At 66.0% G+C, this 11,270-nt stretch carries 12 protein-coding genes; 4 read left to right on the top strand and 8 right to left on the bottom strand.

Going from position 1 to position 11,270, the window contains the following annotated elements; all coding sequences use genetic code 11:
- Nucleotides 1–341: 341 nt before the first annotated feature.
- Both K7711_RS47860 and K7711_RS28130 read right to left on the bottom strand, forming a co-directional pair.
- Nucleotides 342–614: a hypothetical protein gene (locus tag K7711_RS47860; protein WP_235747879.1), complete on the bottom strand. Its 273-nt coding sequence runs from the start codon at nucleotides 612–614 to the stop codon at nucleotides 342–344.
- Between the two features lie 113 nt (nucleotides 615–727).
- Nucleotides 728–1,771 carry an NAD(P)-dependent alcohol dehydrogenase gene (locus K7711_RS28130; protein ID WP_222972459.1) on the bottom strand — a complete coding sequence of 348 codons (1,044 nt, stop codon included), beginning with the start codon at nucleotides 1,769–1,771 and terminating at the stop codon, nucleotides 728–730.
- Nucleotides 1,772–1,889: 118 nt separating this feature from the next.
- Here K7711_RS28130 and K7711_RS28125 point away from each other — a divergent pair, with 118 nt between their 5' ends.
- Nucleotides 1,890–2,813, top strand: a complete 924-nt coding sequence (locus K7711_RS28125; RefSeq protein ID WP_222972458.1) for a helix-turn-helix transcriptional regulator — start codon at nucleotides 1,890–1,892, stop codon at nucleotides 2,811–2,813.
- A 144-nt stretch (nucleotides 2,814–2,957) separates the two neighbouring features.
- On the opposite strand, the gene K7711_RS28120 is transcribed toward K7711_RS28125, so the two are convergent.
- The 3 genes from K7711_RS28120 to K7711_RS28110 all read right to left on the bottom strand — a co-directional run bounded on the left by K7711_RS28120 (nucleotide 2,958) and on the right by K7711_RS28110 (nucleotide 5,865).
- Complete coding sequence (locus K7711_RS28120; protein WP_222972457.1) at nucleotides 2,958–3,566, bottom strand: chloramphenicol phosphotransferase CPT family protein; 609 nt, start codon at nucleotides 3,564–3,566, stop codon at nucleotides 2,958–2,960.
- A gap of 41 nt (nucleotides 3,567–3,607) precedes the next feature.
- The gene (locus tag K7711_RS28115; protein WP_235747878.1) at nucleotides 3,608–4,837 is read right to left on the bottom strand and encodes an alpha/beta fold hydrolase; all 1,230 of its coding nucleotides are present in this window, start codon (nucleotides 4,835–4,837) and stop codon (nucleotides 3,608–3,610) included.
- A 278-nt stretch (nucleotides 4,838–5,115) separates the two neighbouring features.
- Complete coding sequence (locus K7711_RS28110) at nucleotides 5,116–5,865, bottom strand: TetR/AcrR family transcriptional regulator (protein WP_222972456.1); 750 nt, start codon at nucleotides 5,863–5,865, stop codon at nucleotides 5,116–5,118.
- Between the two features lie 4 nt (nucleotides 5,866–5,869).
- On the opposite strand from K7711_RS28110, the gene K7711_RS28105 reads away from it, so the two are divergent.
- Together K7711_RS28105 and K7711_RS28100 are read left to right on the top strand one after the other, a co-directional pair.
- Nucleotides 5,870–6,739, top strand: coding sequence for an NAD(P)H-binding protein (locus K7711_RS28105; RefSeq protein ID WP_222972455.1), 870 nt, complete (start codon nucleotides 5,870–5,872; stop codon nucleotides 6,737–6,739).
- Nucleotides 6,736–7,770: an amidohydrolase family protein gene (locus K7711_RS28100; RefSeq protein ID WP_222972454.1), complete on the top strand. Its 1,035-nt coding sequence runs from the start codon at nucleotides 6,736–6,738 to the stop codon at nucleotides 7,768–7,770. Before K7711_RS28105 ends, K7711_RS28100 begins: the two co-directional genes overlap by 4 nt.
- A 100-nt stretch (nucleotides 7,771–7,870) precedes the next feature.
- On the opposite strand, the gene K7711_RS28095 is transcribed toward K7711_RS28100, so the two are convergent.
- A complete protein-coding gene (locus K7711_RS28095; RefSeq protein ID WP_235747876.1) occupies nucleotides 7,871–8,308 on the bottom strand; it encodes a nitroreductase/quinone reductase family protein in 438 nt (145 codons plus the stop codon).
- Nucleotides 8,308–8,781 (bottom strand): anthrone oxygenase family protein, encoded by a 474-nt coding sequence (locus K7711_RS28090; RefSeq protein ID WP_222972452.1) that lies wholly within the window; start codon nucleotides 8,779–8,781, stop codon nucleotides 8,308–8,310. The genes K7711_RS28095 and K7711_RS28090 overlap by 1 nt, the downstream gene beginning before the upstream one ends.
- Before the next feature lie 85 nt (nucleotides 8,782–8,866).
- Here K7711_RS28090 and K7711_RS28085 point away from each other — a divergent pair, with 85 nt between their 5' ends.
- The gene (locus tag K7711_RS28085; protein WP_222972451.1) at nucleotides 8,867–9,463 is read left to right on the top strand and encodes a TetR/AcrR family transcriptional regulator; all 597 of its coding nucleotides are present in this window, start codon (nucleotides 8,867–8,869) and stop codon (nucleotides 9,461–9,463) included.
- Nucleotides 9,464–10,212: 749 nt separating this feature from the next.
- Here the strand turns inward: K7711_RS28085 and K7711_RS28080 are convergent.
- Entirely contained in the window at nucleotides 10,213–10,557 is a 345-nt protein-coding gene (locus K7711_RS28080; RefSeq protein WP_222972450.1) for a YrdB family protein, read from the bottom strand.
- Nucleotides 10,558–11,270 lie beyond the last annotated feature (713 nt).

Below are 11,270 nucleotides of genomic sequence, written 5' to 3'. Positions count from 1 at the left end.
GGCAGTCCGGAAGATATCACTCCGGCTGAGCAGCGCTGCTCCCGCGGCTGGAGGGGCCCTGACCGGGGACCTGTCGGTGTCCGGCCCGACACGGGTGCTCGAACGAGGCCGTGAGCAGGCCGGAACAACATGGGCCCTCCGGTTAATTCATAGTTCGGAAACTGCGGCCGAATAAATGGCGAACGAAACTGCGGTTTTCAGGGCGACGCCGCCCACCGAAAACCGACTCGATATGAATATATCGAGTCGGTTGAAGTTTGCGGAAAGGGGCGGGAAACGCCGACTCTGCGTCCCACGGCGATGTCGAGAGGTTGACATCCGATGAGCGGGACCGTTCCGTGTCAGATGCTGGTCGCCGGCGTAATCGCATGCTGGTCCTTGGCGCAGCCGACGATGTCGGACCAGATCCGGTGGGCATGCCCGACTTGACCGTCAGGCGGAATTGCTTGTTGCACAAGAAGTTTCCCGGTATTGATCAGATGAGAACGCATTGCCGCGTCCGCTCGGTCCGGATCGCCGATATGCCGGGCTGATTCGGGCCCCGTCCTGAGGTGGTGTTCGAGTCCCGGCGCCGGTCCCGGCATACGAACCGCGAAATCCTGGTCGACGGACAACAGATCGTGATCCGGTCGGTCGGGACCGTTGTGCGGTAAGTGCGGTGGTCCGATGAGTGAGCCGCACGGATGAGAATGGTCCGGGGGCCGCGTCCCCGGACCACGGGTGCCGGTCAGATGGTGGCCGTGTCGATTACGAATCGGTAGCGTATGTCCGAGTTGTCGACGCGTTCGTATGCCTCGTTGATCTGGCTCGCCTCGATCAGTTCGATCTCCGCGCCCAGGCCGTGCTCGGCGCAGAAGTCGAGCATCTCCTGGGTCTCGGCGATGCCGCCGATCATGGAGCCGGCGAGGATCTTGGAGCCCCCGAGCAGCGAGAACAGGTTCAGTGAGATGGGCTCCTCGGGGGCGCCCACGTTCACCAGCGCGCCGCCGGTCTTCACCAGGCTCAGGTACGCGCCGAAGTTCAGCGGCGCGGACACCGTGGAGAGGATGACGTCGAAGGAACCAGCCAGGTCCTCGAACGTTTTCGGATCGCTGGTGGCGTAGTAGTGGTCGGCGCCCAGCTTCAGGCCGTCGTCCTTCTTACGCAGTGACTGAGACAGGACGGTGACCTCCGCGCCGAGCGCGTGGGCGATCTTGACGGCCATGTGGCCCAGGCCGCCCAGCCCGATCACGGCGACCTGCTTGCCGGGGCCGGCGCCCCAGCGCTTGAGCGGGGAGTACGTGGTGATGCCGGCGCACAGGAGCGGTGCGGCCACGTCGAGGGGCAGACCCTCGGGGATGCGGACGGTGAAGGCGTCGGCAACGACGATCTTCTGCGAGTAGCCGCCGTAGGTGGGCTCGCCGTCCTTGCCGACGCCGTTGTACGTCTGTACGTTTCCCCGCACGCAGTGCTGCTCCTGGCCGTTGCGGCACGGCTCGCACACGCGGCAGGAATCGACCATGCAGCCGACGCCGACGCGGTCGCCGATCTTGAACTCGGTCACGGCCGAACCGACGGCCTCGACGATGCCGGCGATCTCGTGCCCCGGGACCATCGGGAAGATGGCCTCGCCCCAGCCCGCACGGGCCTGGTGGATGTCGGAGTGGCAGATCCCCGCGAACTTGATGTCGATCAGTACGTCGTGCTCGCCGACCGTGCGGCGCTCGATGGTGGTGCGCTCCAGTGGGGCCTTGGCGCTGGGCGCGGCATATGCGGCAACAGTGGTGGTCATGGTGTCCAGCGTCCGCGACGAACCGGCACTCGCCCAGCCCACCGCTTTACGTACGTCCAGTGGTCCTACTACTGACAGGGTCAGGCTCGTGGTCGTACGACCGGGAATACTGGAGAACATGAGCGACAACCTCGTCCCGGACGACGCTCGGGCCGGCCATTCCGACGGCCTGGACCAACGTGCCGAGCTCAGCGAGTTCCTGCGTACGCGCCGGGCCCGGCTCGACCCGGGCGATGTGGGGATTCCCTGGCATGGGCGGCACCGACGGGTGCCGGGTCTGCGTCGCGAGGAACTGGCGCAGCTGGCCGGGGTCTCGGTGGCTTATTACACACGGTTGGAGCAGGGCAACGGTCGCAATGTGTCGGCGGAGGTGCTCGACTCGATCGCGCGCGCTCTGCGGCTGACCGACGCCGAGCGCGCGCACCTCACTCATCTCGCCAAGCCGAAGCAGCTGCGGCGCAAGTATCGGCCGCCCAAGCGGCAGCAGGTGCGGGTCACGCTGCAGCAACTGCTGGAGTCGATGGACGGGATGCCCGCGTATGTGGCCGGGGCGCGGTCGGAGATTCTCGCGTGGAACCGAATGGCGGCGGCGCTCTTCGGTGACTGGGGGCAATTGCCACCCGCTGAACGTAATTGGGCGCGGCTGACTTTTCTTTCTCCCGACTACCGGCGGCTGTTCCTCGACTGGGATTCCAAGGCGTCCGACATGGTCAGCTATCTGCGGCTGTATGCGGGCCAGCACCCGGACGATCCGGATCTGTCGGCGCTGGTGGGGGAGTTGTCGGTCAAGAGCGAGGAATTCCGGCGGCTGTGGGCCACACACGACGTGAAGGAGAAGGGGCACGGCGTCAAGCGGATGCAGCACCCGCTGGTCGGCGAGCTGACGCTGGCGTACGAGACGCTGTACCTGCCGGACGACACGGAGCAGTATCTGTGCGTCTACCACGCCGAACCGGGTTCGCCGTCGGCCGAGGCCCTGTGTCTCCTGGCCAGTTGGGGCACGGACGCCGCTCAGGCCCCCACCAAATCAGCCCGCCCATGACACTGTCGGTAGAGCGCGATCCGCGCGGTGCAATTCGAGCACGATGATCCCCGAGCGAGGTGTCCCGGCATACAAACCGTCCACGACGTTCAGCCTCCCACCCGGTGACCGGTAGCCATCGAAGCGACACCAGCCGGGACGATGTCACTCGCCAGCGGTCTGCTGTCGATGCAGTACGACCTTGGCCAGTTCAGCGGGCGTTGCGGTGCTCGTATCGACAATCGTGTCGTAGGGGTAGCCGTGATCGTGCACCGTGCGCAGATGTCCCCGCGCCAACCCGATCTTCACGCCTTTGCCACGAGCCGATTCCCGCTCCTCGGCAACGGCCAAAGGGCAAGTGACACATACCAACTGAACGTCCAAGCCCTCCAGCGCATCCATCCACATCGGCAACAGGTCCGGGGACAACAGCATCTCGTCGACAACCAGATGATCACCCCCACGAGCGAACTCGGCAGCCGCCACGCACGCCGACCGCAGCATCCGGTATCCGACCTCGCCGTAGCGGATCATCGTCACCGGATGGCCTTCTGCATCGTGGCCGGTCCGGTCGTACCAGAATCCGTCACGACTCAGTGGGCCATCGCGTCCACCACCCCAATTCGGCGGAATCAGACCGAACAGCGTGTCGATCCCCCAATAGACGAACGGGACATCACTCTCGTCCTGGATGGCCCGCGCCAACGTCGTCTTACCCGCGCTCGACGTGCCATTGAGGAAGATCACGCGCGCAGGGAGTTCAACGCTCCGCATCCACCCACGTTATCCCGTCACTCCCGGATCACCCCGCACCGTCAGACACGGCCGCGGACGAGGTCGATCAACCGTCCGAGTACGTGATCGCCCGACGCGCGCAGGCCGTTGTGCTCGTACTCGTTGGTGATCCACGGCCGCAGCGTCGGGATCAACCGCGCGGTCTCCTCGGAAAACCTTCGCTCGACGTACATGTCGTTGGCATAGATCGCGGCCGCCGCCGGGACCGTGCACTCGCGCAGCACGTCGGCGTCATACAGCCGCGGCCACTCGTGTGCGGCGAGCAGCTCGGCGGTCTGCTTCATCGGCCGCAGACCGTGGAAGTCGTCGAAGACCCAGGGGAACACGTGCTCTCCGGTGAAGAGCGTCCGGTCGGTGCGGAACTCGTCTGGCAGCATGCGCTCGGCGGACCAGCGGGTGGCGAAGCCGTCGGAGTAGGACGACTCGTGGATCACCGAGTACAGCGGATTGCGCGCGGTGAACGGCAGCGAGTCCGCGACGTCGTGCGCGAAGGCAGGGGACTTCGGGTCACGTTCGAGCAGGTAGTGCAGCGCCTCCTCGCCACCGCTGGCACCGAGGACGTACCCGAGCTGCTGGAACAGCCGCGCGGTGAGCGGACTGCCGTCGGGCAGGACGACGGCCCCGTCGTCGAGCATCGGCAGCAGCGCCTCGACCCGGCCGCGATCGCCCGGATAGCGGAGGTAGTACTGGCGGTTGCGCTCGATCAAGTTGGCGAACGTCGCGGTGTAGACCTCGTCGAGATGCCGCGCGATCGGCGGCAGCCCGCCGGTGAAGAAGGCCTCGGCCAGGCCTTCGGGCGCGTGGGAAAGGTACGCGAGCGTGCAGAACCCGCCGAACGACTGCCCGAGCACGCTCCACTTCTCGACGCCCAGCTGCCGCCGCACGAACTCCGCGTCGCGGACGATCGCGTCGGCGCGGAAGTGGGTGAGGTATTCGGCTTGCTCGGCCGGTGTGCCGGACAACGTGCCGACTGGCGTGGATCGTCCGGTGCCGCGCTGGTCGAGCATCAGCACCCGGTACTCCTGCAACGCTCGCGGCAGCCAGCTCGGTGTCCCGCGCGACGGTCGCGGCGCCTCGTGCCCGGGTCCGCCTTGGAGGTAGACGAGGAACGGCCGGTCGAGCCCGTCCGGATCGGCGATCTCCCGAGCGAAGACGGTGATCTTCGGGCCGTCAGGGCGGGAATGGTCGAGCGGGACGGAGAACTCGTGCTCGGTGAGCACCAGGCCGGGGATGCGCACGCTGGTTGCCATACGGGCGATTCAACCAGAACGGGCGCCGGGGGCGGCCACGACAATTGACTCCGGGAGTCCATTGCGGACTCAGGGTGTCTGAGCCGCAGCAGCACACAAGGTCGGTGTCCGGTATTGCTGCGGAGTGCGTCGACGGCTGTGATTTCGGCGTGACGCTGAAACGTCACAGTTGTTCCTGCAGGATTCGTCGGCTTGGACGAATCCGTCTGTTTTCCGTCGATATCGCCAAGACTCTGCACCGGCGAAGCCGGTGCGCCCGCGGGAGCTGAGCGGTGGCGTCACCCTCGCTCGCGAACGGGCCGAGCAGCGCGCCGGTCGTTCGCAGTGGCGTCATGATCTGTCATCGGTGAGGGCATGACGAGGTGGACGAGTCGCCGGATTCTGTCGAGATCGACGTCGGTCGCCAGGCTGGTCCGCTCCGGCATCTCCTCGGTGAGTGGATCGACTCCGAACAGTAGCCGGGGCAACGTCGGGTGGATCGCGAGGCCGATCAGCTCGTTCGCCGCGTTCTCGGCCTTCTGGTTCGCCAGCCCCGACGCTGTCACCAGATACGCGGCGAGATTGCCGGTCGTGATGTCGAACAGGACGTCGTAGAGTCCCGCCGCCAGATCCGGTAGGCGTTCCGCCTCGCCGATGCCGAGGCGAACCATGCGCCCGACCGAGGACCAGCACAACAGCTGCACGAAGCGCCCGCAGTACCGCACGATCGCCTCCAACGGTTGCTCGGCGTAGTCGGCGGGCACACCCATCCGTTCGTCGAACAGGGTGCGGATGCGCTCGACGACGGCGGCGAACAGCGCGTCCTTGGTCGGGAAGTGCGCGTACAGAGAACGCTTCGACGTTTCCGCGCGTGCCGCGATCGCGTCCATCGAAGTCCGTTCGAAGCCGGTCTCCAGGAATGCGAGCTTTGCCGTGTCGAGGATGTGCTCGCGTAGCGCTTCTCCGCGTCGGGCCATGACATCCCTCCAAGTAAACGGTACGGTAGAGTTTACTTCTGTTCTTCTTTGTTGATCGGAGTAATCATCCATGATCGTGATAACCGCCCCAACCGGGCAGATCGGCAGCAAACTCGTCGCGACGCTGCTGACGCGGGCCGAGCCGATCCGCCTCATCGTCCGGGATCCCGGCAAGCTGCCCGCCGGGGTGCGCGAGCGAGCCGAGATCGTCACTGGATCGCACCGCGATCCCGACATCGTGGACCGCGCCCTCGAGGGGGCCGACGCACTGTTCTGGTTGATGCCGTCGGCCGCGACTGCGAGCAGTCCCTACGAGGCGTACGTCACCGCCTCGATCCCGGGCGCGGACGCTGTGGTGCGCAATTCGGTGCCCCGTGTCGTGATCGTCTCCGCGCTCGGGCGCGGATCGCAGATCTATGCCGGGCACGTCTCGGCCTCGCATGCCATGGAGGATCTGTTCCGCAGTACCGGGGCGCATGTGCGCGCACTCGCACTGCCCACCTTCATGGACAACATTCTCCGGCAGTCGGCCACGATCGGGACCGGGGTCATCACCGGCACCCTGCCGGCCGATTTCACGATGCCGTGGATCGCGACGAAGGATATCGCGGCGCTCGCCGCCCGGTATCTTCGCGACCACACCTGGACCGGGCAGGACACGGTCGATGTCCTCGGTGGCGAGGACCTCTCGTATCACGACATCGCCGAAATCCTCACCGGAGTTCTCGGCACGCCCATCCGCTATCAGGCCGAAAGCCGCGCCGGCGTCGAACAGTTCCTCATCGACCGCGGACTCTCCGCAGCGATGGCCCGATCCGCCATGGATATGGACCTCGCCGGTGAACGCGGCGTCAACAACGCCGTACCGCGCACCACCGAGAACACCACGCCCACCACTTTCGGTGAATTCGCCGAAGAAACCATCAAGCAGCAGGTGACCGAATGACACTGATCTGTATCGAAGAACATGCGATCGACCAGTCGATCGCCGCGGCCGCCGGCCCGGTCCTCGCTCGCGAAGCGCCGTATATGCGTATGCAGAGTTCCAGCTCCTCCCCGGTGCCACAAGGCCCCGGCCGACGGCCCGCCGTCGATATCGCGGAAGCGCTCCGTCTCGGGAACGACCTGGGTCCCGGCCGCATCCGGCGGATGGACGAGCACGGCATCGACATGCAGATCGTCTCCTGGACCAGCCCGATCCAACTGGTCCCCGAGGCCGAGGCGATCGACTTGTGCCGCTCGGCCAACGACCGGCTCTCGCAGGCGGTTGCCGCTCACCCCGATCGGCTCCAGGGGCTGGCCGCGCTGCCGTGGCAACTCCCTGACGCCGCCGTGGACGAGCTCGACCGCGCCGTAACCGAGCTCGGCCTGCGCGGGGTTCTGATCCTCGGGCGCCCGGGCGCCGGATTCCTCGACGATTCGATCTACCAGCCGGTCCTGGAGCGGATCGCCGCGCTGCGGGTCCCGCTCTACGTGCACCCGTTCCATCCGGTCCCGCAGGTCCAGAAGGCCTACTATGCGGGATTCGACGACAAGGTGTCATCGGAACTCTCACTGGGCGCATGGGGCTGGCATCACGAAGCGGGGATCCATGTGCTGCGGCTCATCCTCGCCGGCGTCTTCGAACGCCTGCCCGGTCTGCAGGTCATCAGCGGGCACTGGGGTGAGATGGTCCCGTTCTACCTCAGCCGCCTCGATGACGTTCTCTCACCGGGCGATACCGGGCTGTCGCGGACGATCACCGAGGTCTACCGCTCGAACGTCTGGGTCACCCCGAGCGGGATGTTCCACCGACCGCACTTCGACTTCATCCGCACGGTGGTGGGACTCGACCGATTGATCTGGTCGGCCGATTACCCCTTCCTGCATCTCGACGGCACACGGGAGTTCCTCGATGAACTCGACATCACGACCGACGAGCGGGAGCAGATCACCCATCTCAACGCCGAACGCCTCTTCCGGCTGAACGGGGAGTAGCCGGGGTCTGGTGCGCTGACCAGGCCCGTCAGCGCACCGAACCGCCGCGCGCCCGTCGAGCAGGACGCCGAGCTGTCGTTCGAATCTCGGGTCGCCGTGGTCAAGGGTGGATCGGGGCAATCCGGAATACCGGGCAGCGGTCCGCCGCGCCCGCGAAGCTTTCCGGTGAGGCGGAGTCCACCAGTCCATTTCTGATGAAAGCTTCTGTCCCTCTTGGATTCTGGCGCGGAAATTCGCGCAGGATCGGGCCGCGATCCGGTTCCGGAAGCTCGATGAGATTCACATCCTGAGCGCGGCGGCCCCGGGCCAGCGTGCCGCGTCCGGCAGTGCGGGCGTTCTTGACCCAGTCTGCGTTCGGATACGCCTGCACGAGGTAATGCACACCCTCGACGAGCACCGGCGCCACCGGGGTCGTCCGAGGTCGTCCACTCGCCCGGCCCGCAACGGTGAGCAGGTACATCGGCCCGACTGGAAGGCCGATCCGATGCAGGGCCACGACCACGCGGTTGCGGATCCGGTGTTTCGCCGACAGCGCCATCATCTGTCCTCGGCGGTCGCGGCGGATCCGGCGACGACGGCGATCACGAGAATGAAAGCGACCAGCGCACAACCGGTCCGGGCGAAATGCAACATCTCCCAGCGGCTCAGGATGTCGGCGTAGTCACTGGGGAGCGGCCCCACCGCCCACCGCTTGATCTGCTGGTTGATCGGCACGTTCCCGAAACGGGTCACCAGGAACGAGACGACCGTCAGGCCGAACGCGCTCGCCGCGGCCCATCGGGGCCAGGACTTCGACCGCACCGCCAGCACCAGCGTGCTCAACACGGCCAGCGCCATCAGCGACTGCATCACCGGGCCGTTGACCCGCATCAGCGCGACGTGGAATGTGAACCGAACATCAAGGGGCACTTGGCGAAACGCGTACACCACATTCACCGCGCCGTATCCGAACGCCCCGGCCAGCAGTCCGGGAAACAACAACGCCGCTGCCCGAACGGATTTCGACAACATGGGAACTCCCATCTCCAGTATCGCAACAAAGAGTTGCGATACTAAGCTTGCCCGGCCACCTCCGATATCGCAACAAGGAGTTGCAATGAGTCCTGATGCGCCCCTCGGACGCGGGCCGCGAGTGCGCGCGGCCGTACTCGCCGCGGCCATCGACGAGCTGAGCACGCACGGTTACGCCGGGTTCACCGTCGACAACGTCGCCCAGCGCGCCGGCGTGCACAAGACCACCGTCTACCGGCGGTGGCCGAACCGCGACGACCTGATCACCGATGCCTTGGCCGACAGCGTCGCCACGGAGATACCCATCCCGGATACCGGTTCGATCGACGAGGACCTGCGGGAACTGGCTCGCAGTCTGGTCACGTGGATCAGCAGCCCGCCGGGCCGGGCGGTCATCGCGGTCATGCTGCCCACGGCCGCCGGGCAACCGAGGCCGCCCGACCCCACGCGGCACGTGTTCCGCGACCGAATCCGCCGGGCCCTGCCGGTCGTGGCGCGCGCGGTCGAACGCGGCGAACTCGCCCCCGATACCGACCCGGCCGAACTCATCAAAACCCTCGTGGCGCCGATCTATTTGCGCGTACTGATCACCGGCGAACCGGTGGGCGACAAAACCGCCGACGCGGCCGCGGCACTGGCCCTGACCGCGGCACGGGCCGGCCTGTTCGGCAGGAGCACATAATCGGGCGACCGGACGCTGTACTCGCGGCGGCCATCGTTGCGTGCGATGTGCGCTGATCGTCGGCAGCGCCTCCGCCGCGGACATCAGCCGCCGTCGGCGCGCGCCCAATCCCGGTCCCCAAGGTGGGGAACACCTGCGCAAACGGCGAGTTCATGCGCCGATACTCTCAGCTTTCGCTGCTGACCTACGGGCACCGCGAGACCGGGCGGGCGTTGCGCGTCCCACGCGCCCGCAGCCGTGGGCGCGGCCCTTGGGACACGCCGCCACGCGCAGGAGCCTGCGGAACCATTACCGCGCAGAAGTTTTCGCCACGACTCGACAAGTGCAATGGTCGAAGCCTTTGACATTCAGATCGAGAGACAAGCATCGCCCCAGCAGTCCGCCGCTGTTCATGAGGCGCGGATCTGCTTGACCGCTTTCGCCTGATCATGTAGCGGCTCTGTCCGATTATTGCCGTTTCTGCTTCCCGCACCCGGGGGCGGCTTGAAATGAGCTGGACGTCGTAACATGCTCTCGTGCAGCCCAATTCGACGGCCCGACTTCTCCGCCAGACAGGTGCTGACGATGGCCGATGCCAGCTCGATTGAGATGCCGACCAGTCGGTGCTTTCACCAATTCGCCGCAGCTATCTGTTACTGCCCGCGAGAGGTCTCCGCCGCTCCGGCCGCGGAACTGCACAAACGACGGTGTAACTCCGAAACACCCTTTCCGCAAGATCTCTCGAAGACTCCGCCCACCATGCGTCGTCCTCACGAGGTCAGGTGCCCGAGCCGGATCGCCAGCAGGTTCGCGACCAGGATGGCGACGAAGACGACCGCGGCCGCTCGGTAGCCCACGGCCCACAGCCCGACCGCAGCGCCGCCGAAAACTACGACTTTGGTGACGCCCGCGAGCAGTGGATAGTGGAATGTCGCATTCGGCGCGGCGAACAGGCCCCAGGCCAGCGCCGCGAGGAGAGGCGCGCCCACGGCCAACACCAGCTTGATCGGAGTCGCAGTGGCGGTCTTCCAGCCCCACAGCGCCAGCGCCGCGAGCGCGACCAACTCCATCACGAATGCCAGCGTGAGGTTGGCCCATTTCCAGACTTCCTGCATGTCCATTCTCTCTCTGGCACAGGAGAGCAACGCTCTCTGATGAGAGCAATCTGTACGGCTGGTTCGTTTTCGTCAAGTTGGTCGCCTCCCAGGGGCAGGCGCCGATAGGTGTATCAGGCTCGGAGCAGCGTCGGAGTTCCGTTCGGAATAGGTGTGTGCCTTCGTCGCTTCCTGCTCCATACTGATCTCCGCGCCGTCGTGCCGGCCCGGGGCCGCCGCTACGTGGTGTCGGTGGAGGAGTTGATGAAACGGCTCGCGCGACCTGTCCGCGATGCTCGTGTACAAAGACCACCGATCGGGTTATCCGGCTCGGGGAGGCCCTGGAAGCTGTCGGAATCGCCCCAGCGACAACCCATCTCGAGTGAACTGGTGTAGGACGGCTGTTGCATGAGGGGGTGACGGAGTCAACCGCGGTTTCGTATCCGGCGGGCTTGTGGGGAGCCAGGGATGCACGGTGGTTCCGCGACGTCCTGTGGACGGCTTGATATGGACCCGATTTACCCACGTCTCGTACTGTTTCGGGTGGGTTCGGTTGGTGCTGGAACTGCGTTGGACGTCCGGCTCCGGCGACCGGATCGTCTGTCCCGTGCCGCAGAATCCGTGGCCGAGGTGTTCGGGTAGACCCATGAAAGTCTTGGGAGTCGCTGCTTCGCTGTTGGCAGGTCGATGTCGTCGTGCGCACGTGTAAAAACCTTGGTACCTGTATATATGCG

The sequence above is a fragment of the Nocardia coffeae genome (genome assembly GCF_019890715.1).
Lineage (GTDB): Bacteria > Actinomycetota > Actinomycetes > Mycobacteriales > Mycobacteriaceae > Nocardia > Nocardia jiangxiensis.
Note: the sequence above shows the minus strand (reverse complement) of the source record. Positions and strands in the feature narration are given on the sequence as shown.